The 23,009-nt window shown below is 47.1% G+C and carries 20 protein-coding genes; 15 read left to right on the top strand and 5 right to left on the bottom strand.

Features of this window, described 5'->3' with window-relative positions; all coding sequences use genetic code 11:
• The first annotated feature begins 82 nt into the window (after positions 1–82).
• From SPIRS_RS17225 to SPIRS_RS17200, 6 genes are all read left to right on the top strand, one after another.
• Positions 83–1,087 (top strand): substrate-binding domain-containing protein, encoded by a 1,005-nt coding sequence (locus tag SPIRS_RS17225; RefSeq protein ID WP_013255961.1) that lies wholly within the window; start codon positions 83–85, stop codon positions 1,085–1,087.
• Complete coding sequence (locus SPIRS_RS17220; protein WP_013255960.1) at positions 1,084–2,850, top strand: cache domain-containing sensor histidine kinase; 1,767 nt, start codon at positions 1,084–1,086, stop codon at positions 2,848–2,850. Before SPIRS_RS17225 ends, SPIRS_RS17220 begins: the two co-directional genes overlap by 4 nt.
• Entirely contained in the window at positions 2,843–4,363 is a 1,521-nt protein-coding gene (locus tag SPIRS_RS17215; RefSeq protein WP_013255959.1) for a helix-turn-helix domain-containing protein, read from the top strand. The genes SPIRS_RS17220 and SPIRS_RS17215 overlap by 8 nt, the downstream gene beginning before the upstream one ends.
• A 230-nt stretch (positions 4,364–4,593) precedes the next feature.
• A complete protein-coding gene (locus tag SPIRS_RS17210) occupies positions 4,594–5,907 on the top strand; it encodes an ABC transporter substrate-binding protein (RefSeq protein WP_013255958.1) in 1,314 nt (437 codons plus the stop codon).
• A gap of 103 nt (positions 5,908–6,010) precedes the next feature.
• Entirely contained in the window at positions 6,011–7,144 is a 1,134-nt protein-coding gene (locus SPIRS_RS17205) for a carbohydrate ABC transporter permease (RefSeq protein WP_013255957.1), read from the top strand.
• Positions 7,141–7,971, top strand: a complete 831-nt coding sequence (locus SPIRS_RS17200) for a carbohydrate ABC transporter permease (RefSeq protein ID WP_013255956.1) — start codon at positions 7,141–7,143, stop codon at positions 7,969–7,971. Before SPIRS_RS17205 ends, SPIRS_RS17200 begins: the two co-directional genes overlap by 4 nt.
• Positions 7,972–8,102: 131 nt before the next feature.
• Here the strand turns inward: SPIRS_RS17200 and SPIRS_RS17195 are convergent, their stop codons facing one another.
• On the bottom strand, positions 8,103–8,411 hold the full coding sequence (locus SPIRS_RS17195) for a helix-turn-helix domain-containing protein (RefSeq protein ID WP_013255955.1): 309 nt from the start codon (positions 8,409–8,411) through the stop codon (positions 8,103–8,105).
• Positions 8,412–8,628: 217 nt separating this feature from the next.
• On the opposite strand from SPIRS_RS17195, the gene SPIRS_RS17190 reads away from it, so the two are divergent.
• From SPIRS_RS17190 to SPIRS_RS17165, 5 genes are all read left to right on the top strand, one after another.
• Positions 8,629–10,230, top strand: a complete 1,602-nt coding sequence (locus tag SPIRS_RS17190; protein WP_013255954.1) for a methyl-accepting chemotaxis protein — start codon at positions 8,629–8,631, stop codon at positions 10,228–10,230.
• 9 nt (positions 10,231–10,239) lie between these two features.
• On the top strand, positions 10,240–10,686 hold the full coding sequence (locus SPIRS_RS17185; RefSeq protein ID WP_013255953.1) for a chemotaxis protein CheW: 447 nt from the start codon (positions 10,240–10,242) through the stop codon (positions 10,684–10,686).
• A gap of 19 nt (positions 10,687–10,705) precedes the next feature.
• Positions 10,706–12,823 carry a PAS domain S-box protein gene (locus tag SPIRS_RS17180; protein WP_013255952.1) on the top strand — a complete coding sequence of 706 codons (2,118 nt, stop codon included), beginning with the start codon at positions 10,706–10,708 and terminating at the stop codon, positions 12,821–12,823.
• Positions 12,824–13,112: 289 nt separating this feature from the next.
• Positions 13,113–13,370, top strand: coding sequence for a type II toxin-antitoxin system Phd/YefM family antitoxin (locus SPIRS_RS17175; protein ID WP_013255951.1), 258 nt, complete (start codon positions 13,113–13,115; stop codon positions 13,368–13,370).
• A 421-nt stretch (positions 13,371–13,791) separates the two neighbouring features.
• Complete coding sequence (locus tag SPIRS_RS17165) at positions 13,792–15,150, top strand: MATE family efflux transporter (protein WP_013255949.1); 1,359 nt, start codon at positions 13,792–13,794, stop codon at positions 15,148–15,150.
• Between the two features lie 14 nt (positions 15,151–15,164).
• Here the strand turns inward: SPIRS_RS17165 and SPIRS_RS17160 are convergent, their stop codons facing one another.
• The 3 genes from SPIRS_RS17160 to SPIRS_RS17150 are packed head-to-tail and all read right to left on the bottom strand — an operon-like array spanning position 15,165 to position 17,966.
• Positions 15,165–15,941, bottom strand: a complete 777-nt coding sequence (locus tag SPIRS_RS17160) for a DeoR/GlpR family DNA-binding transcription regulator (RefSeq protein WP_013255948.1) — start codon at positions 15,939–15,941, stop codon at positions 15,165–15,167.
• Positions 15,942–15,945: 4 nt separating this feature from the next.
• Entirely contained in the window at positions 15,946–17,148 is a 1,203-nt protein-coding gene (locus SPIRS_RS17155; RefSeq protein WP_013255947.1) for an ADP-dependent glucokinase/phosphofructokinase, read from the bottom strand.
• Between the two features lie 26 nt (positions 17,149–17,174).
• Positions 17,175–17,966, bottom strand: a complete 792-nt coding sequence (locus SPIRS_RS17150; RefSeq protein ID WP_013255946.1) for a DeoR/GlpR family DNA-binding transcription regulator — start codon at positions 17,964–17,966, stop codon at positions 17,175–17,177.
• A gap of 285 nt (positions 17,967–18,251) precedes the next feature.
• On the opposite strand from SPIRS_RS17150, the gene SPIRS_RS17145 reads away from it, so the two are divergent.
• From SPIRS_RS17145 to SPIRS_RS17130, 4 genes are all read left to right on the top strand, one after another.
• Positions 18,252–19,511, top strand: coding sequence for an ABC transporter substrate-binding protein (locus SPIRS_RS17145; RefSeq protein ID WP_013255945.1), 1,260 nt, complete (start codon positions 18,252–18,254; stop codon positions 19,509–19,511).
• Between the two features lie 204 nt (positions 19,512–19,715).
• Positions 19,716–20,477, top strand: coding sequence for a carbohydrate ABC transporter permease (locus SPIRS_RS17140; protein ID WP_245537611.1), 762 nt, complete (start codon positions 19,716–19,718; stop codon positions 20,475–20,477).
• 2 nt (positions 20,478–20,479) lie between these two features.
• Positions 20,480–21,325: a carbohydrate ABC transporter permease gene (locus tag SPIRS_RS17135; protein WP_013255943.1), complete on the top strand. Its 846-nt coding sequence runs from the start codon at positions 20,480–20,482 to the stop codon at positions 21,323–21,325.
• A gap of 38 nt (positions 21,326–21,363) precedes the next feature.
• Positions 21,364–22,227: a ketose-bisphosphate aldolase gene (locus tag SPIRS_RS17130; RefSeq protein ID WP_013255942.1), complete on the top strand. Its 864-nt coding sequence runs from the start codon at positions 21,364–21,366 to the stop codon at positions 22,225–22,227.
• An 88-nt stretch (positions 22,228–22,315) separates the two neighbouring features.
• Here SPIRS_RS17130 and SPIRS_RS17125 read toward each other — a convergent pair whose 3' ends face one another.
• On the bottom strand, positions 22,316–22,954 hold the full coding sequence (locus SPIRS_RS17125; RefSeq protein ID WP_049784695.1) for a helix-turn-helix transcriptional regulator: 639 nt from the start codon (positions 22,952–22,954) through the stop codon (positions 22,316–22,318).
• Positions 22,955–23,009 lie beyond the last annotated feature (55 nt).

Here is a 23,009-nt window from a genome sequence, read left to right as displayed (position 1 = left end):
ATGATTTGTAAAATATATATGCATCATGATTTATCTTCCATACTCAAAAGCCATGTTACAATAACACTGGTGGTTTCCGGCGATGTTCACAGAAGGACGACTGTCAAAAAAGTTTCTCGTGTGGCTGGTTATTTTTGCAGCTGTTGCCCTCCTTCTCTTTTATCTTTTCTTCGAGATCGCTCAGGATCCGAAGGAAAAATCTGACTGCCATCTTGCCTTCCTTGTGAAACGGACGGACATGCTCTGGTATCGTCGGGAAGTGGACGGATTCATTTCCGCCTGCAGGGACCTTGGTGCGGACCCGCTTATCCTCGACAATCAAATGGACCACAACAGAACTCTGTCGAATTTGAGTGCCGCTGTCAACAGAGAGGTGGATGGAATTGCCTTGGGCACTCCGGACTGCCGGCTCGGCCGCCTTTTGGTGGACCAGGCCTTTTCGGCAGATATCCCCCTGATCTCCGTCGACGAAAAGCTGACGGATATGAGTGGACGGCAGTTGGCGCCTCATATTGGTCCCGACAATCTTTCCCTGGGAACCCAGGGCGGATACTGGATGAAACGGCAGCTGGAAGCCCGGGGATGGCTGGGGGATTATCGCAGGAATGTTGGTTTTCTGCTTTTAGGCTCACAACGAGATGCCGGAATCGAACAGCGACTTCGGGCTGCCTGCCTCTTGACCGATCCCCTTTTTTTACCTTCAGGCTATTACAAGCGATGGTCGGAAGAGTTCGATAAGAGTGATCTTACCGGCGCGATATTGAAGATGCATGCCATGCTGGCCTTGTACCCCGAGATTACGAACTGGGTGGTCTTCGTCGGCAACAACGCTGGGGCATTGGGCGTATATGCCGCCCTCTGTCAGCTTGATCTTGCCGAAGACTCCCTCGTCTGCGGGCTTTATCCCACTTCCGCTCCTACAGCGATACCGCGGGAGAATATGGTACTGGCCTATGGGGACGGTTTTGCCATGGGTGCAAAGGCAGCCGGGATACTCTATCGCCATGTGACGGCGGGTACCCCCATACCCCCGAACACGGAAATTCCCATGAATATAGGAAGGGCTTTGGAGGAAGAGCACGAATGAAATCCCGTACCATTCTTCTTCGTCTGACCCTGAGTTACTTTCTCACGATTTTGTTGATCATTCTGCTGATTTCAGCCGTAATTACCGCCATCTTTTCCTCTCAGATAAAAGAAAATGCCGTGAATCAGATGGATGTCCGCATTTCCCGAATATCCGGAGATATCGAGGAACAACTGCTGCAAATCATCCGGGGCTGCGATGAAGTCAAGAATAATCCTTATATCATCAAACTTCTTACCGGAGTCGCTATGGAAGAAAAAAACGCGGATGCCCTTCTTAAGGATTATGCCGCGGGTATCTCCGGGACCGGGTTGGTCGGCCGGATGGTCCTTATCAATAGAAACATGGAAATTCTGGATGGTGTATACCGAAGGATCGTGTATAGCAAAGCCATTCTTCAAAGTGAGGATTTCTCACGATTCCTTACCGGCCATTATGTCTACTATTTTTCACCGCCCGAAACCTTTCCCGAAACCATGCCTCATGGCGACGGGGATCAGCCTCATCTGATCCTGTATCAGAGACTTCTTGACGATAACTATTTTTTGATGGGATATCTTGTTTCAGTTCTTCGCAAAGGGATTCTTTTCCAGACAATCTTCCAGCAAAACCGAGACCGTCTATTTACCTCCCTCGGTATCGTTGACAACCATGGTACCGTCATATATCGTACCGGCAAGCTGCTCGATGATCCTCAGGTGGCGGAAAGGGTGGGGCGGATTTCCGGAGAGAGCCCTGTTTCCCTCAAAATCGGTTCGGAACGCTATTTGACCTTTGTTCGCCCTGTCCAGCTGGTGCATTGGTCCGTCGTCGGTTTCGTTCCCTATCAGCGCCTCAATCATAATCTCAGGCTGGCCCTTTTTTATATCTTGATTTTAGGCCTTGCGTTCATTGCCTTTGCCTTTCTTATCAGCTATTCCGTTGCCAGTGCCATCACCCGTCCTCTATCGGCCCTTACCTCCGCCATGCACGCCTACGACAGCGAACAGGTGCTGAAACCCATAGATATCAAAGCCGAAGGTGAAATTGCCTATTTGGTTTCTGTCTACAACCGGCTGGTTAACAGCGTCAATGAATCTATACGAAACATCTATCACGAGCAGGAAGAAAAGAAAGAAGCCGAATTGCGTTCTATCCAGTATGAACTGGATTTCCTCCAGGCCCAGATCAACCCCCATTTTATTCACAACACCCTCAATGCCATAGGAAGCCAGGCTGAGGAGGCGGGGAACATGGAAATTTATGAAAGTCTTAAGTCTTTCAATGCCCTGCTGCGCGCTGTCCTTGGTGGCATGGAGGATCTTATCCCCCTTGAAGAGGAGTGCCATCTGGTGGAGCGCTATAGCACTATTTTGCATCTGCGTTACGGAAACAGCTTCAGGCTGGAAACCGATCTTTCCGAAGAGTGCGGAACGGCATTGGTTCCGAGGCTTATCTTGCAGCCTATCGTTGAAAATGCCCTCTTTCACGGGATCGGAGTGACCGCAGAGAGGGAAGGTGTCATTCTCCTCAGTTCCAGGAGGGAAGGGGACCATTTGCTTCTCTCGGTTTCCGACGATGGAAAGGGAATGAATCGGGAGGAATTGGAGCGATGCAAGAACAGCTCCGCCGACAAGGGACATTTCAACAGGATCGGTATAGGAAACATACGGGAACGGCTTGCCATTTTGTACGGCGAAAACGGAAGATTGGATATTCAAAGCCGGGAACATGAGGGTACAAGGGTCGTGATCGTAATCCCTTGGGAGTGTGAGGATGAATAAAGTATTAATCGTCGAGGATGAAAAAGCTGCAGTCGACCGGATCCTTCGGATGGAACTTTGGAATGGCCCGGAGTTTACCGTGGGCGGAGTGGCTCCGGATGGGAAGAAGGGCCTTGAGATGTTCTTCTCCGTTTCTCCCGACCTGATTCTCACGGACATCGCCATGCCTGTAATGGACGGTCTTGAATTCATCGAGCAGGTGAGAAGGGAAGATTGCTATATTCCCATTGTCATACTCAGCTGCTATGAAAGTTTTTCCTATGCAAGACGGGCGATCCGACTGGGGGTTGCCGATTACCTTCTGAAGGATTTTCTGGATGAACAGCGCCTCTACCACGTGCTGAAAGGCGTCCTCCCGGTTCCTCATAGCCGGGCCTCTTCCAGTCAGGGGATTTCCGGACCATCGAGGAGCGATCTTTTCGGCCGGGCCCTTCTCGGAGTACAGGGAGATCCCCTTAGCTTTCATTCATGGTGCCGGTTCCGCAAGAATAATGCCCCTTTCAGACTTTTGTTGGTCGGTGGATATAGGCCCGAACGCGAGTCCGAATGCTTTACCGAACGGCTTATGAATGTGGGGCATCCCGAAACTCTGGATTGGGTTTTCTTGGGAGATGAAACGATCCTCATCCTTTTTACCGGAGATCTCTGGAATGATCGTGAGGTGGAAGAGAGCGTTGTCGCGCTGCGGAATGAGCTTGGCAATGCAAAGGGAATTGCTTTGGTTCTCGGCAATTCCTTCGCGGAGCCGGAAACGTTGCCGGAAGAATATCGGAAGGTAAAGCATTTGGCTTCGTATCGGCTTTTTTTCGGCGCCAATTGCATCATCACGCCCGCCCTCGTGGAGCCTGTTGCCGACCTTTCTCCTCAACAGATTGACAGAAGGATGAAAAATATCGAAGAGCTTTTGACACAGGAAAAGTATCAGGAGGCTGCGGAAAAAATCGGAAGGCTCTATCGCCGTGATCTTGCGGGAATGATGCAGTATCACTATGTCTCCGAGCTAAATAGACGTCTATTGTCCTTGCTTCGCCGGGAGCGGAAACGCATCGGCTTGGATGAGTCGGCAGAACTTCCCGTGGCGGAGCTGGAAGCCGCTGATACCCTCCAGGAGATTGCCGATTGGTTTCGTGCCCAATATACGCTCTTATCGGGCGAAGCAGGGAAGATTGTCTTTCCTCAGGTAGGCAACCGCAAGATCCGTCTTGTTCTCGATCTTATTCGGAAAGAGTATGCAAAGGAACTTTCATTGGAACGCGCGGCCGAAAGGGTCGATATCCATAGGGTCTACCTCAGCAGGCTTTTTCGGCGGGAAACCGGCTACACCTTTTACGATTTCCTGCAGCGATACAGAATTTCCCTGGCTGCGGAAAGGCTGAGGCATTCCGATGTGAAAATTGGTGATCTTGCCGCCGAAGTCGGCTTTCACCATCCCGACCAGTTTGCTTCGGTTTTCAAGAAGATCACCGGTGTTACGCCCTCTTCCTTTCGTAATCATCCGGTTCCCCTCAGATAGTACTTGCGAATCCCGTGGCGGCAGGCCTTGTCCGATCACTGTTGTGAATGGCCGTCATATCACCACGATTCCGAACACTAATAAAAATTTGACAGGCTCTTATGTCGGGGGTACAATGCAATGAAATTAAATCTTTGTGGGGTAAGGAAATAAGTTTCTTTTTCCGGGAAAAAGTTAATATTCCAGGGTTTCCCGGAAAACTCTTTCCCCCACGCTGAGAAGGAGTGCCTATGAAAAAAAGCATTGGATTACTGATTGTTCTGAGCCTGATGGTTTCCGCTGGCCTGTTTGCAGGTGGTCAGGAGGAAGAAAAGGCCCCTGCCTCTCCCATGGATGTAGAGCAGGTTGTTCTCACCGACAAGGCTCCATCGGGAGATTTGGAATTGTTCTCCTGGTGGGCCGGTGACGAGGCCCCTGCGTTGGAAGCGTTGATCAAGGTGTATGAGTCCAAATACCCAAATGTCAATGTCATTAATGCGACGGTGACCGGAGGTTCCGGTGTAAATGCCAAGGCCGTTCTGAAGACCAGAATGTTGGGCGGCGATCCTCCCGAAACGTTCCAGGTCCATGCAGGACAAGAGCTTATCGGTACCTGGGTTGCGGCCAATCGTATGCTCGATCTGACTCCTCTCTTTGAAAAAGAGGGGTGGATGGATGTCTTTCCGAAGGACCTGATCAATCTGATAGGAACAGATAAAGGTATCTGGTCGGTACCCGTTAACATCCATCGTTCCAATGTTCTGTGGTATATTCCTGACAACTTGAAAAAGTGGGGTGTTGAGGCCCCGAAAACATGGGATGACTTCTTTACCGTCGCCGAAACGCTGAAAAGTAAGGGTGTTGTCCCCCTTGCGGTGGCTCAAACATGGACGGTAAACCATCTGTGGGAAAGTGTCGCCCTGGGCGTACTGGGGGCCGACGATTATGAAGCACTCTGGAACGGAGAGATTTCCTGGACAGATCCCAGGGTCGTTAAGGTGTGGGAGACGTTCGGAAAGATCCTGTCCTATACCAATATGGATGCCGCTTCCCTTTCCTGGCAGCAGGCAACCGACATGGTGGTCATCGGCGATGCCGCTTTTAACGTAATGGGCGACTGGGCGGCTGGATATCTCTCCACCACCCTGAATATCGAACCCGGTTCCGGCTACGGCTGGGCCCCATCTCCCGATACCAGCGGTGTTTTTATCTTTCTGGCCGATAGTTTCGGATGCCCGAAGGGCACGAACAATCCTGATGCAACACTTTCCTGGTTGAAGGTCTGCGGTTCTAAAGAGGGATCCGATACCTTTAATCCCCTTAAGGGATCCATTTCCGCTCGCACCGACAGTGATCTCAGCCTGTATAATGTCTATTCGCAGTCGGCGGCCAAGGATTTTGCCAAGGACCGGATTGTCGGATCTCTGGCCCACGGCGTGGTTGCCAACGAAGGCTTTATGAATGATTTCTCTACCGTCATGGAAATGTTCCTGACCAGCAGAAATGCTCAGCAGGCGGCAAATGCCTGTCAGGCGATTGCCATTCAGAACGGGATAGGTAAGTAGCGGAAACTTTGCCGCACAGTCTATGTTGTAATATCCGGTCCGCCGACCGATTATCTTGTCCGGCGGGCCGGCCTTCTTATTTTTTGCAAAGCGGACGGATAATATGGCACACAGCAAAAAGCTCAAAAACCGGTCGGACATGGTTAAGGCAATTCTCGTACTATTGCCTTCGGTCGTTTTAGTGGCCGTCTTCGTTTACGGTTTTATCTTTAACACGATATATGTTTCCCTGACGGACTGGGGACAAGGGGCCGGCCTTGCGGAACATCCTGTGAAACATTGGGTTGGTCTCGGCAATTATCGACAACTTTTTTCGGGATTCATCTACGGCCGTTTCAGACAAGATCTGGTCAATACGTTTTTTTACTCTGTTATTCTGCTGGTTGGAACACTTTTTTTAGGTTTTTTGCTGGCGGTGCTGCTTGATAGAAAAATTCGGCATGAGGGCTTCTACCGAACGATTTTTCTTTATCCCATGGCCCTTTCTTTTATCGTTACAGGGACAATATGGCGATGGCTTTTAGCACCCAACGGAGGACTTAACCTGCTGCCCACCTTCCTCGGTCTGAAAAAAGGGGAATTCCTCTGGATCAGCAGCCGTAAGGCTATTCTGACCTTCAATTGGCAGCATCTCCTTTCTATTCTCTTTTTTATTGCAGCTCTGGTTTTCCTTATGTTGCTTTTGCGGGCCGTTCGTAACAGAATCCACCGGAAGATGGTTATTCACTCGGCTCTTTTCGCGTCCTCACTTCTCCTTTGTGCTATAAGCAGATGGCTTCTCCCTCCGCTTCTTCCCTTCGAAGAGATCCACGGCTTTAATCTGGCTACCCTGGGAATTCTCCTCGCCGCAATATGGCAATATTCCGGTTATACCATGGCGCTCTATCTGGCCGGGCTCAGGGGCTTACCTGAGAGTATCCGTGAATCATCCCGTATGGATGGTGCTGGAGAGTTTACCTATTACTGGAAGATTGCCATCCCCAACATCAAGCCGATTACCCTCAGCGCCGTAATCATTCTCTCTCATATTTCCCTGAAGATGTTTGATCTCATCTATGCCATGGCGGGGGCGGACAACGCCAATACAGGTCATCCCTCGGTAAACATGTATCTGACAACCTTCAGGGCCAATCAATTTGCCATGGGAGCCGCGATCGCCGTTATTCTCTTCATTATGGCGGCGCTCTTTGTCATTCCCTATCTGATGCATTCACACAAACAAAGGAGACAGGGATGAGCCTTCGACATACACTCTCCAAGCAGAGGTTTTTTCTTTATTTCTTTCTCGTTCTTGGGGTTCTTCTTTTCCTTGTCCCCATGTATATGGCACTTATCACCTCGTTAAAAGATCCGGCTGAGATTAATTTGGCCCGGGCGTGGTCCCTTCCGAAACGGCTGAACTGGAAAAGCTACAAGGATGCGTTTGACCTCCTTCGCCCCGATTTCCTGAACAGCATCATTTTGGCGGTAACGGCTACCCTTATATCGGCACTGGTAGGAGCCGTCAACGGTTTCGTTTTTTCGAAGAATCGTTTCTCCGGAAGTGAGTTGATATTCTCCTTTCTTCTCTTTGGGATGTTCATACCTTATCAGATTATTCTTATTCCTCTCTTTCAGGTTTTACGGAGTATCGGCCTGTACGGTTCCCTCGGCGGCTTGATTCTTGCCCATGTGATTTACGGGATTCCCATTGTTACGCTTATTTTTCGAAACTTTTATGATCAGATCCCCAACTCCCTAGTCGAATCCGCAAGACTCGACGGCTGCGGGTTTTTTTCTCTTCTTATTCGCATGTTTATCCCTCTTTCCGCTCCTGCCTTTGTTGTCGTCGGGATCTGGCAGTTTACCCAGATATGGAACGAGTTCCTTTGGGGGATTACCCTGACAAGACCGGAGGCAAACCCTATTACCGTCGGCCTCTCAAAGCTGGCAGGCGGCCAGGCTGTAAGTTGGAATCTGCCCATGGCCGGATCCTTCATTGCAGGATTACCGGTTTTGTTGATCTACATCATCCTCGGTAAGTATTTTATTCGGGGGCTTCTTGCCGGTTCGGTAAAGGGCTAAGCCTCTTTTCTGTTGCGAATATTGGTGATTCCTTCTGCTTCCCACGGCTTTGTTCGCCACCAATTTTCGCAACAGTAGGAAAACCCCGGAGAGTGAGATCCCGGGGTCGCATTACGTGCACTATACCTTGCCTAATCGAGCTCTTTTATAAGCTCCTCTAAACGTCGTTTGATATATTGTTTGACCACATATTGTGCGTTTCCGGCATCAATGGGCTGAAAGTCTTTCATGGGATCATAAAACAGCTCGTAGGGGCGAATTTCCAGAGCAACACACAGTTTATCGATTGTTGCGGGAGAGGGGAACCTCCGACCGGATTCCAGACCTGCAATATAATTGGTCGAAAGGCCGCACTTTTCCGCTACGGAAGACTGTGATTGCCCCGTTGTATTTCTGATCCGGCGTAGGTTTTTGATAAAAATCTGCTGAGTTTCTGTCATACTATCTCCTTTGGTTTGTACAGCTCTGTACTTCACCATAAGGGAAAATCCTTCCATTCTCATCTACTTACTGTATGCAAAATAATACTAGTACTTTTACACTTCGGCACGCTTTTTCCCAAATAAAAGGATGCCTGCCTGGAAAATTCATTGACAATATTCCCATTAGACACATACTATGACTAATGGTTATACGTTGTCATTTCGGGAGGATATAATGGGTATACGGGCTAGGCTTCTGGTTGGTTTTTTGCTTGTTGCATTCATGTCTTTGCTGGTTGGAATTGTCGGTCTGCGAAACATGCGTGTTATTAATGATGCCGCCGATACCATGTATGAAAACGAACTATTGGGGCTTTCCTATATAAAGGAAGCAAATCTCAATACGCTTTATGCTGTGCGTGCGGAAAAGAATCTTTTGTTGGCCGATTCTTTTGAACTGAAAAATCAGTATGCCTCAGCCTGGAAGAAAAGCGTGGAAACGGTAGATGAACTTCTTGCCGAGGCCGGAAAACGATTTGTCACCGAGGGAGGACAGGCTGCCGTTTCCAAGGCCCTTGACGGCTACAATAGCTGGCTCCCCCTCACAACGCAAGTCATTGAGCTCGGCTCTTCACATGATATGGAGAAGATCATTGCTGCCAAGAAGCTCTCCATGGAGGCCGCTCGAACACAATTTGATAGTATGGACAGTGCCTTAACCGATGCTACGGACAGAAAGGAGAATAATGCCCATTCCATTGCCGAGCAAACAAGCGCACTTTATCGATCCAGTGTCATTCTCATGGCCTGTGTCATTGTTGCGGCTGTGCTTTTGGGCGGGACCATAGGATTTCTCCTTTCCAATTCTGTTCTGAAGACAGTTGGAGGTGAACCTGCTCTCGTTGAGCAAGTCGCCGATAAAGTAGCTGCGGGAGATCTCGAGATTGATATATCGGCGGTGGAAAAGGCTACGGGAATACGGCGTTCGCTTCTTTTGATGGTGCAAAATCTTAGCTCGATTGTCGCCGATATACAGAATGCTACCGCTCAAGTTGCGACGGGAAGTGAAGAGATCAGTTCTACCTCTGAGAATTTAAGCCAGGGATCTGCCGAACAGGCTTCGGGAGCCGAAGAGGTATCAAGCTCGATAGAGGAGATGGGGGCCACCATTAAACAGAATATGGATAATGCCGCCATGACCGAAAAGATTGCATTGCAGGCTGCAACAGATGCGGCAAAAGGGGGTACGGCAGTTGGCCAGGCCGTTCAGGCGATTCGTGAGATTTCCGGTAAGATCGGTATCATCGAGGAGATTGCCAGGCAGACAAATCTCCTGGCGTTGAATGCCGCCATCGAGGCTGCCCGAGCAGGCGATGCAGGTAAGGGATTTGCCGTTGTTGCAAGTGAGGTTCGGAAACTGGCAGAACGTAGCCAACATGCTTCCGCGGAAATCAGCAGTCTCTCCAAGACGACGGTTGATACGGCGACCCAGGCCGGAGAGCTCATTGATAAGATTGTTCCCGATATCCGTAAGACGGCGGATCTCGTTCAGGAGATATCCGCCGCTTCCAGGGAGCAGGGCACAGGGGCCGATCAGATTACCAATGCAATGGTACAACTTGATACCGTTATACAACAGAATGCATCATCGAGTGAGGAGTTGGCATCCATGGCAGAGGAGCTTTCGGGGCAGGCCAGTGCATTATCCGAGACCATAGCCTTTTTTCGGCTCAAAAAAACTGAAGAGGTCAACGGCCCCTCTCAGACAAATAAGAAAGGGGAGGAGCGGGTGACGGCCATTGTTCCGGCTGTTCCGGCGGATTTCGAAGATCTGTAGGAGAGAACTATGCCCATAGACAACAGCAGTCAATATCTTACCTTTAGCATTGATGAAAGCGTATATGCCATTCCCATTGCCTCGGTTCGAGAGGTTCTTGAACTGCAACCCATAACAAGGCTCCCCGGAAGCGATGATTCTGTACTGGGTATCATAAACGTGAGAGGCAGAAGTGTTCCTGTTTCCGATGTACGGGTGCTTTTCGGCCTTCAGCCACGTAAGGTCTCGGGGGATAATGTCATCATCGTTCTTGAAACTATCTCGAAATCGGAGATGAAAACCGTTGGAATGCTCACGGATGCTGTCCATGAGGTGCTTGAGATTTCAGACTCCGTCATCGAGGAACAGCCGGTAATGGGAGATGCAGCCGGTGAGAATTTCATAAAGGGCATTGGGAACCAGCACGATCGGTTCATCGTGATAGTGGATATTGATCGGATGTTCGGCGAAACATAGCGGCTATGGGAACGTAGCAATGAAAGAAAGAAAAAAACGACTTCTTTTGGTGGAGGATGAGGCGATAACGGCCTTGGCAGAAACAAGATTTCTGGAATCCATCGGTTATGAAGTGCTTCATGTCTTTTCAGGTGAGGCAGCTCTTGAAGCGGTAACACCGGAAATCGATTTGATTTTGATGGATATCGACCTTGGGCCGGGAATATCCGGAACAGAGACCGCATCCCGTATTCTAAAAAAACGTGAATTGCCGATTCTCTTTCTGAGTTCCCATTCCTCACAGGAGATGGTTGAAAAGGTCAGGAATATTACCAGATATGGTTATGTCGTTAAAAACTCAGGCTATTTTGTACTCCAGGCCTCTATCGAGATGGCTTTTACCCTGTTCGAGGCGTGTGAACAACAGCGGCAAACACTCCGTTATTTTCGAAGGGCCGAAGAAGTTTCGGCCATGGGGCATTGGCGAATGTCCAGGGATAGCGAACACTTTCTCTTTTCCGAAGGGGCTGTGGCTATCTGCGGCTTACCCGCTCCTCTTTTTTCCGTAGCGAAGTTTCGCCTGCTTGTTTTGCCTGAGGATCGAATACTGCGGGAGCAGGCATTGGAGCGTGCAATTCGCGACAAAACGACATACAAGGCCGAATATCGAATAGCCAGGCCCGACGATGGCCGGGTCATCTGGATACGCTCGATAGCGGATGTCGAGGCGAGCGATGAAATCGTTTTTGGCGTTTTACGTGATATAACAGATCTAAAAAAGCTTGAAAATCCGACTTTGGTTCAGCCGTACGGAGTGAGTGAGAAAAATCACTACTACAATCTTTTTGATGAGAGCTCCTTGCCTATGTTCATGCTCGATCCCGAGGACGGTTCGATTGTCGATGCAAACAGGGCAGCGTCGGAATTCTACGGATGGCCGATGGCTATTCTGTGTCAGATGAAGATGGCCGATATCAATATCCTTCCCTTTGCCTCGGCGAAAGCGGAAATGCGATCCGCCGTCAAACTGCGAAAGAACTTTTTTTTCTTCTGCCATCGAAAGGCGGATGGGAGTACATGCGAAGTCGTTGTCATCACCAATCCGGTAAGAATCGAGGGGAGATCCTATCTTCATTCGATTATCATGGATCTCTACTCACCACAATCCGAGGAACTTGAAAAGGCCAGGCGCTATTGGTATCTCGCGGAGTTTTCCGGAGCCGTTGTCTGGACGATTGATCTTGAGCATGAAACGCTATCCTATATCAGCCCTTCCGTTGAAAAAGTGTTCGGCTTTACGGTAGAAAGCGCAAAGAAGCTTGGAATACGAGGGCTTCTGACTCCCGATTCCTATGATGCTCTTATGGCGGATTCAAAACGGGAAGGACCGCAAATCGGGTTATATCAACACTATCGTTCGGACGGCTCAATAGCGGATATTGAGATAACGGCAATCGCCGTTACAGGTAAGGCTTGCCGCTGCTGCGAAATTGTGGGGGTAAGCAGGGATATATCGGCAAGGCTTGCCGCCGAACGAGAGATTGAGAAGCTGAATGATACAAATAAACAACTCTTTCAGGAGGTCCAGTATCGGATACGGTATACGCTGCTGGTTATCGCAGATCTCCTAAAGATTGAGGAACAAGCTCTGACGGTTGAGACTGCGTATGAAGCCCTTGAAGATGCGCGGAAGCGGGTTTCCTCGTTGAGTGTTTTCTACGATAAGCTTTTTACATTTCCAGATTACCGGGTTGTCCCCGTTCGTCCCTATATTGAAGAACTTTTGCGATACTTCTCGTCTCAAAGTAAAAAGCGTCATATCGAGATCGAAGGTTATGTTGAAGATCTTACCATGAACATTCAGCAGCTGTTTCTCGTCAGTATCCTGATTCAGGAACTTGTAAACAGTGCAGGCAAACATGCCTTTCACAATATGGAAACGGGCCATATTAGTGTGACAATCATTAAGCTGGCTTCTTCTTCCCTTGAGGTGGTGGTAAGTGACGACGGGGTCGATACCGATGAAGAGACTCACTATCCCTCGGCTATCGGCCTGGGGATTATCACCGAGGTGGCAAACATGCTTTCCGCCACCGTGGAATCCCGGACCTCCTCCGGCACTACCTACAAAATTCGCATCCCCTTAAGCTCCCTTTAGAGCCATCGGCCCATTATGTGATCACACATCTGAAGCATATGACAAATTTCCTGCCTTTACGTACGGCATTTGAATGGCCAAACCTTTTATTGATTCAGATGTCATAGTTGATGTACTTATAAAGCGTGATGAATATGAAAGTTCAGCAAAATTATTCACACTCATTGATAAGGATGAATTAGGTGGATGTACGTCTCCGATAAAAAGGATTATAAAGGTGCAAGTGATATGTCTTTTTTCGATTGATTAATAATACTATTAATAGTACTATGTAAGCGAGGTGAATCGTATGAATAATACCATAACGGCAAACGAGCTGAAAACGAAAGGTGTTACCATAATAGATGAGGTTACATCGCGCAATAATGAAGCCATCATCACTGTCCGCGGAAAAAACAAATATGTGGTTCTATCCATAGAGGAATACAGCCAATTACGAGAATATGAACTAGAAGCCGCGATAAAAGAGTCGGAGGAAGATATAAAAAATGGGAGAATCTATGATGAATCAATTGATGATCACATGAAGAGAATAACAAGTGTATAAACTAATTTTTACAGAAAGTTATGTAAAAAGGGCGAAGACATTTGCAAAAAAGCATCCAGAAATTCTTAATCAATATAAAAAGACACTGAAACTATTAGAAATAAATCCACTGCATCCATCATTACGCTTGCATAAGCTGGAAGGTAAGCTATCAGATTATTACAGTGTATCAATCAATATGATATATCGAATAACAATAGATTTTATCATAAAGGAAAAAGAAATAATTCCAATCAATGTTGGAACACATGATGAGATATATTAGGAACGTAAGCGCTTCAGAAACACCATCTGCATAGGAAGGGGGAAATAACTGTCACCAACCAGCTCTTGAAGCACCAACTATTTCACTTTCCCTGCTTTCCCCTCTTTTCCACTTTCTATATACTGATATGTCACAAAATGTATACGAGGTGTTTGGGTGCGGGATCTTACACAGGGAAGTATTCCTAAGCATATACTATCCATGTCTTTGCCGACGATGTCGGGGCTCATGCTTCAGGGGCTCTACGATATCGTCGATATGATATGGATTGGGCACATATCATATCAGGCGGTTGCCGCCATTACGATATTTGCCTCCATCTTCTGGATTTTCGAAGTACTCAATGAGATCATAGGGATGAGCTCGGTTTCGCTTATTTCCCAAAGCTACGGCGCAGGGGATATGAAGCGTACGGCGGTTGCCGCCGAGCAGACCATCACGTGTAAATTTCTCATTGCATCTCTTGCTGCTATCCTGCTTTGCATCTTCCTTAAGCCCATGTTGCACCTGTTTACCGATGATCAACTTGTCACCGAATACGCAAAGGATTATGGCTATCTTCGGGCTGCAACCATCCCGATATTTTTTTCCTCCTTTAGCGTGAATACCATATTTCGTTGTACCGGTGATGCGAAGACTCCGATGTTTCTGCTTATCGGTTCTGCGGTGATTAATATCATCCTGGATCCCATCCTCATGTTCGATTCGATTCCCGGCACCTCGCTGCCCGGGGCCGGTTTGGGGATGTTCGGCGCCGCCCTTGCCACTGTCCTTGCAAATATGGTGGCTCTTGGAATCGGTATGCTGCTTTTGCTCTGTGGGAAGAGCGGCGTCAGGATATCACCGAAAGGACTTTTTCGTCTTGTCCCTGTGATGGATAAGAAATTGCTTACCATCGGGCTTCCTTCGGGATTCGAAATGTTGTTCAGAAATACGGCAAACACCGTCTTTATCAAAATGGTCGGCGTATACGGCACCGCCGCGGTGGCTTTGATCGGAGTGGGCTTGCGAATCTATTCGTTTATCTTTATGCCGATCATGGGGATCGTGATGGGATCCGGCACCATCGCAGGGCAAAACCTTGGTGCGAATCAGATCGACCGAAGCCGTGCAACGGCATGGTATTCTTCCTTGATTGGATCCCTCCTCACAGCCGTTTTGATTACCCTTGTGCTGCTCCGCCCACAAGTGGTTCTCGGTTGGTTTCTTACCGACCTTGATGAAATCAGACAAGGGGTGGGCATGCTTTCCATCGTGCTCCCTTCTCTTATTATCGCTGCTTTCTCTTTAGGGTGGTCTTCTGTTTTTTCTGGTTCCGGCTATACTATGCCCTTTCTTATTAGTAGCTTCGTTGCCAAGTGGGTGGTGATGATTCCTTACTCTGCGGTGGTTGTCTATCGTTTTCATGCATCGCTTACCTATGTCTGGATCAGCTTTGTCTTAAGTGAGATTGCGGAGATGATTATTTTAGGAAGATTTTTTCATAAAGGGGCGTGGAAGTACCGGCGGGTATAGCTACCAGGACAGCATCATACGATATGGAGGAGAATATTCTCTTCTTTCATGGCTTTTGCTTCGGACGAGGTGATCCTTTCGTCGGTTATTACTACCTTGACTCGTGAGAGATCACTAATAAGAAAATCGGTTGTTGTTCCGAATTTGGAGTGATCGGCCAGGATCATTACCTCTTTTGCACAATCGAGCATGATTCGCTTCGTCTCCGCTTCTCGTTCGTTGGAAGCGAAGATGCCCAGGGCAGGATCGATCCCGCAGACGCCCATCACTACTCTGTTCGTTTTTACTTTCTTCAAGACTTCGATGGCAGGCGATCCGTATGTCGAATACGTGTTTCGTGAAGCATATCCGCCTATCAGGAGAATCTGGTTTTTTGATTTTTTTTCTTTGGATAGGATGTTGCCGACACGCAGGGCATTCGTAATGACCAAAAGATTGTTTTTATTCAGCAGGTACGACGCAAAAACAAAGGTGGTGCTTCCCCCATCGATTAATAGACTCTCGCCATTTGATATCATGGTGGAAGCGAAGCGCCCAATCCTTTTTTTTTCTTCCAGAAACTCTTTTTCTACTTGAGAGAGATCTGTCTGATTTTTTTCCGTCTCGATATTCCGCAGTATGATCCCCTCTTTTGTTCTATAAATCATCTTCAGTTTTTCGAGCAAGGCAAGATCTTTGTAGAGGGTCAAATCGGTATTACCCGTGAGTTTCTTTATTGTATCAAATTCGATAATCTGATTCTCTTTGATGAGTGATAATAACTGTTTTTGCCTATCGTTGATGTTTTCCATAGTACTACATCTCGCTTAGCTGAGGTATGAAGCCGCCGACAAAGGCGTCGCCCAATCCAATGGTAGTCACCTTCTGTTCTTCCACCATAACGGAAGGTATACAGCACCCTCTATCTCCAACAATTGATGCAAAGGCGCCGGCAAATTTCTTTCCCTCTTCGTCATCCGGAAGGGCGTAGGTTTCTTTGTATTGTGCAGGTTCATTAAAGGAATCGCCGAAACGGAAACGTGTTGTTGCCATCGTTATACCGCCTTTGAGACAGGCGGCATAGGCTTTTGCATGGTTCCCATATGCCAAGGCCCAGTATTTGGAATGAATCACCACCAGCGGTATGGCAAAACGTTCTTTGAGGGTTTTCGCGGCCGCAGCCACCTGTGATGCGTCAAGGAGATCTATATCTCGTTGCAGGTAATCTTTCATTTCATCTTCGTTCAGACTAAAGATATCAACATGTTCAAAGAGATACGCTTTACAAAGCTGATTCGATGTTTCATCGGCAAAACAGGCGTCTTCATAATAGATCGTTGTTCCCTGTTTTTTTAGTTTGATAAGCTGTTCCTTCATATAGGAAAGACGCTTTTTGAGAAGTTCGTGGTCTTGCATAACATTAAAACCGCTAAGCATGAATACCTTGGCTTCCGAGAGATAGTTGTCGAAAAAATCTTCGGAAAGGTTCATGATGCTGTTGTTGTAATCATCATCGATGATAATTCTGTTGGCACGCACGGTATGTATGCGAATATCGTTTGCGATAATATCCGCATCCGCAGGGTATTGGATGATGAGATGGATATCGAAGCTTTCATCTTTGTTGCTGCAAACATACGAACAATCCGGCGGCAGCAGGTTCTTTATGTGCTCATTCATAGTAACAAGATGCATGCAACTCGTATAGCCGAGCTTTCTCATCGCAATGGCAGAGCGGGGACAGGTTCCTCCGATGGTTATCTCATAGTCAAAGCGCTTGGAAAATTGTAAGGCTGTTTCCGTATCTTCCAGAATACATTCGCCGCCGATTCCCGATTTGATGAAGCGAAGCACATTGATAAGAAGGTCCTTCTCGTTGAGTATCGGCCTCCTTTCCTCCTTGAGATCCTTTTCATGCACATCATATTCTCTGATGCACTGCTCTAATGCCTTTGGATTCCAGACCAATTCAAAATCGGTGTTGTTACCTAAACCAAGTCCAATCTTGTGCTGCTGCAATTGTCTACCTCCGGTGTTACACTTCGTTAATAGGCTAATCGTACGTCGATCTGTTTTTGATGAAAGGTTTCCAGATCACGTTTACGGATCTTAGCATCGGTAATGACCGCATCGATGTCGTTGAGATCACTAAACAGGTACAAGGCATATTTCCCAATCTTTGAGCTGTCGACGACAATGTAGACCTCATTGGCATTGAGTATCATCTGTTTCTTGATTTCGCCCTCCTGAGGGTTTGCCGAAAAACAACCCTGATCCGGCATGACACTTGTCGTACTGATGATGGCTTTATCAAGCCGAAAATTTTTAATCATATTGACGGCGATCGGACCGACGGTATTCTGGGTCTGATACATAAGCTCACCACCGATGATGATGGCCTGATTTTCTCCAATCCCATTCATGATGATTTCACCGATATGTTGAGAGTTTGTGACCACCATGAGGTTTTGCCGTGTTTTTGCCAGTTCTTCGGCAATAGCGGTATTGGTACTTCCTCCATCGATCATTAAACTGTCGTGATCATTAACGATGGAAGCAACATAGCGTGCAATCCGCTTTTTTTCTTCGGGATGCTCTTTCGCCCGATGTTCTATTGTGGTGGTCTGCCAAAAAATAGGCTCTTCTCTGTAGATGGCCCCACCGTGAGTTCTGTAGAGCTTTTCTTTTGATTCAAGATATGTTAAATCCCGTCGTATGGTGGCGTCCGTTACATTGAGAAGTTTTGCCAATGCAGATACTTCGATGCTCGTTTCCTGCATCAGGATTTCCATGATTCGCTCATGACGTTCTTCAGCAAAATTTTTGGAATCTTGCACCGTTATCTCCTTGCCGCACTATGATTAAACTGCGAATAAGTGACTCGAATGATCTAAGGTTTCACGTATTATAGCAGCATATATCGAGAAACTTTCAAATAAAACATAAAGATCCTGATGAAAAGAGTATATGAGGCAGTATCTGATAAGTCAATATAAAAAAACATATAACGAAAATAATCTGTTTATATGTGTTCGTTTTTTCTTGACAACTCAAGGTGATAAGGTATAATTGTCACCAACACTTGCTCTATGGGAGTGAAAAACGGTTTTGAGGAGAAGGAAATGAAAAAAATTCTACTTACTACATTTTTGTTTCTGATTACTTTTTCTTTTGTGTTCGCAAACGGAGCACAGGAAAAAAGTGGGGCCGGCGATCAGGAGATCGTTCTGGAATTTATGCAATGGTGGGAACCTGAAATGGCTCCGGGCGCAATGGAGAAGATCTGCAGTGATTATGAAGCATCCCATCCCGGAATCAAGATAAAGAGAATTTCCAAACCCTATGCCGAGGTTCAAAGTCAGGTAACAATCGGTGCTGCTGCGGGGACTTTGAGTGATGTTTTAGGTTGTGATCCTACCTGGATCTACAATTTGGTCAAGCAAAATGCGGTACTGCCCCTTGATGAGTTTATCCAAGGCGATAACTACGATGAATCACAATTGGCCAGTATCAGTGTTTTGGACGGAAAAAAGTACCTCATCAACGTCGAAAACTTTGTATATCCCATGTTCTACAATGTCGATATGTTCAAAGAAGCCGGAATCGAGAGTTTTCCCGAAACACACAGCGAATTCATCGAGGCGTGCAAGAAGTTGACCGATCCTTCTAAAAACCAGTATGGTTGGGACATGTCGCTGTCGTTACAGAATCCGACTGGTATTCAGAATGACATCATGGCATTGGTGTGGGCGAGCGGCGATACCGGACTGCCGAACCCAAACAACGAGGGTGTCAAGACGGTTTTTAATCTTGTGAATACCTTGTATCAGCAGGGGCTTATTGTACCGGGATCCATGACTGCCCAGGAACAGGATAAGGTGGAGCATTTTGTTAACGGCAGGACCGCGACCATGATCGATTCGCTTGCGCATATCAACATGATTCGTTCCAGAAACTCCGGACTCAATTTCGACATTGCCTTGCCCCCTGCAAAGGATGGGTATACCGGAAAGCATATTCTGGATTGTGCCGCTTGGGGTGTAACAATTTCAAAAACTTCCAAGCATCCCAAGGAAGCCTGGGAATTTGTTAAGTATCTTATGAGCCCGGAGGTCAACTCTTTCATTGCCGACAGCGTCAATGCGTTCCCGGGAAACATTAATGGTGATCCGAGCTGGGTCAAGGAAGATGCGATGAATGAGAAGGCTTTCAAGCTGTATCAGGAAAATGGGGTACGAAACGAATTCCAGGGTGCTCCTGAGGCAAACAATCTTATGCGGCTTATGTCGGAACAGCTCCAGGCGCTTCTCAATGGAAAGCAGTCTGTCGATGAGGCTCTTGCGGCGACGAGTGCTGCTTGGGAAAAGGTTTATTCGAAATAAGACCGATAATGGTTTACGACAGGAGAAGGGGAACCCTTTCTCCTGCCTTATGTTAAGGATGCGGAAATAGTAATGCTTAATCGAACACTATTGCTTGACAGAAGGAAGAAATTAATCGAGCCCTATCTCTTTATTATCCCTGCGCTCCTTTTTTTATTCCTTCTGATGTTTTTTCCAATTTCTCAAGTTTTGCGATACAGCCTGATGGATAATGTCATCACCAATCCTGATCCCCAGTTCGTGGGGCTGGCGCATTACAAAGAGGTCTTTTTTGATGCTATTTTTAGATCCAGCGTTTTGCATACACTCTTTTTTGCTTTTTTTAGTGTTCTGTTTCACTTGCTATTGGGCATGCTGTTTGCAAATCTGCTGAATGCTGATATTAATCCCTCCCTGCGAGCGGTATTACGTGTTATCTTCATTTTCCCCTGGCTGTTCACGCCGGCAATTATCGCCATTATCTGGCGACTTATTCTCGATCCTCTTGGAATCGTAAATTACATATTGGCAAGCATCGGCGCCATTAGCGGTGTTGTTGAATGGCTGAGCAACGAAAAAACAGCACTTTTTGTTTTAACCTTCATCAATATATGGAACGGTTATCCCTTCTATATGGTTAGCCTTTTGGCGGGGCTTCAAGGCGTGCCCCAACAGCAATACGAAGCTGCTCTGATTGACGGTGCCAACGGGCGGCAGCGTTTCTTATTTATCACGATTCCTCATTTGATGCCCATCATATTGAGTCTTGGTATTCTCGACTTTATATGGTCGATGCAGGTCTTCCCGCTTATTTGGATGACAACAGGCGGTGGTCCCGGTCATGCGACGGAAGTAATGGCGACATACACGTATAAGCTGACATTCCTGCAGTTTGAATTCTCGAAAGCATCAGCATCAGCGATGGTGATACTGTTACTGTCGATGCTTATGTCGATCTTCTATGTGCGGCAGCAAAGGATACGATAAGTATGACACATTCGATAAAAAAGCAAAGCATGGGCAAAAAGATCGTCACCTATTTTTTCTTATTGCTTGGGGTCCTCTTTGCGGCATTTCCGATTGTTTGGCTGATCTCCATGTCGATACGGCCGAATGGAGAAGTTTTTGCTACACCACCAAGTATAATCCCCAAAGTATTTACCTTGGGTGCCTACGCAAAGATTTTTGCAAGCCCGGAGAAGATTCGATTCTTTATAAACAGCTATGTGGTGGCCCTTATTGTTACCGCATGTACGTTGTTTATCGCAATGTTGACAGCCTATTCATTTTCCCGTTTTACCTTTAAAGGAAAAAAAGTGATCAATATGCTGATCATTGGAACACAAACAGTTCCTCCCATATCATTGATGATTCCCTATTTCGGTATGATGGTAACCTACAAGCTCTACGATACCTACTTTGCATTAATTTTTACCTATTTGGCTTTGACTTTGCCTTATGCAATTTTAATGATGACAGGTTTTTTTAATACACTGCCGAAGGCTCTCGATGAGGCAGTATTGATCGATGGAGGTTCCCGGCTTTTAACCCTGTTTCGGGTTATTGTTCCTATATCCCTGCCTGGAATAGTCTCCACGGGATTGTATACATTTTTGTTATCATGGAATGAGTTTCTATTTGCTTTAACTTTGACGAAAAGCAATGAGATGGCAACTGTCCCAATTGGAATACAGCTGCTTATGGGACAGCACACATACGAGTGGAACGAGATGATGGCTATGAGCTTTTTGGGCAGTTTGCCTATTATGATATTGTTTTTGTTTTTTCAGAGATACTTTTTGGCAGGTATGTCTGCCGGTTCTGTGAAAAGCTAGTCGTAAGAAATAATATAATTTTTTTAAGGAGTACATCGATGTTGATGACTATGAAAGAGCTGCTGGGTATTGCAAAAAAGCACAATTTTGCAGTTCCCGCTTTTAATACAAGCAGCAGTATGATTTTAAATGGATTGCTTGAAGCATGCGAAGAAAAGCAGGCTCCGGTAATTGTTGCCATCCATCCCGATGAGCTGGAGTTCGTTCGTGATAGTTTTCTGAAGTTTGTCATTGATGAAGCACATAAGGCTTCCTTTCCCGTCTGTATCCACCTCGATCATGGGGCTTCCTTTGATCAGGTCATGCGGGCAATTCAGGTAGGTTTTACTTCTGTCATGATAGACTCTTCCGCCTTACCTTTCGAAAAGAATGTTGAGGTGACCCAAAAGGTTGTCGAGGCCGCTCATGCGGTAAACGTCAGTGTCGAAGCAGAACTCGGTACCATCGGAGGAACGGGCGAAGGCGGTATCGCCAGTACCGACAATATCATTTTCACCCAGCCTGAAGATGTGAAGGCCTTTGTTGAGGCCACCGATGTCGACACCCTGGCAATCGCAATTGGGACAGGACACGGACTCTATCCCAAAGATGTTAAGCCGAAATTACGGATAGACCTTCTTAAGAAGATTCGTGCGATAACCGAAGTTCCTCTGGTCTTGCATGGTGGTTCCGATAATCCCGATAGTGAAATTGCCGAGGCCGTTAAGAACGGTGTGCAGAAGATCAACATCTCCAGCGATATAAAAACGGCTTTCTACAAGAAATGCCGTGAAGTATTGCAGGATCAGGCCCTGCGGGAACCGGGAGATATCTATCCTCCCTGCATCGCGGCGATGAAGCAGGTCATGTATCATAAGATTGATTTGTTTAATGATGCCGACAAGGTGAAATTCTATAAATAAGAGCATCCGTTTGATTCTTATCATGAGGCTGTTGCACTTCGCTGCAACAGCCTTTTTATGCTACCGATAAGCCTTCATGAACGGTATATCACTCTGATGAGGCAGCTATGACAGAGCGAAACATTTTTGGGGACATTCCCGACCAGCTTTTATAAGCCCGCTGAAAAGAGGAAACATCACTATAGGCCAGCAGATAGGACACTTCTGCAATGGTTATTTCAGATGTGTCGAGGTAATAATCAGCAAGTTCCCGTCGCGTTTTGTTAAGAATTGATTGAAAGCTGGAACCTTCTTCCTGTAGTTTTCTCTGTAACGATCGCTTGCTCATTGCAAGCCGTTTTGAAGCCTCTTCCGCGGAGGCCTCTCCGCTCGGCAACATTTCCAGCAACATAGCCCGCAATCGTTCCCTCAGAGACTTGCTGGCGATTATCGGCGATTTTTGCAGGTTGAAGCCGGCCTCAAAAAATGCCCACATGCTGCTATCTTCGGTTAGGAATGGCTTTCGGGCATCGCCTGCAGAAAAGACGATCTGATTGGTCGCTCCTGCTTGAGGCGTTATGCCCAGGAACGCTGCATAGTTTCCCGGTTTGGTGATCGGTCTGCTGACCGTTATTTCGATGGGGATGATCCTTTCCCTGGTGGAAATACGGGCAATCTTCGTAATGTAGAGTAGTTTGTAGAGGATGAATGTGGGAGGACACGCTTCTGCTATATCCTTGATGCTCAATGCTATGGCGGTCTTTTCCCGATCAGTATTTCCAGGGCACGCCAGAAGGCAAAGA

Origin of the sequence: Sediminispirochaeta smaragdinae DSM 11293 (genome assembly GCF_000143985.1) — a bacterium.
GTDB classification, from domain to species: Bacteria; Spirochaetota; Spirochaetia; order DSM-16054; family Sediminispirochaetaceae; genus Sediminispirochaeta; species Sediminispirochaeta smaragdinae.
This window is presented reverse-complemented; position numbering and strand designations above follow the sequence as displayed.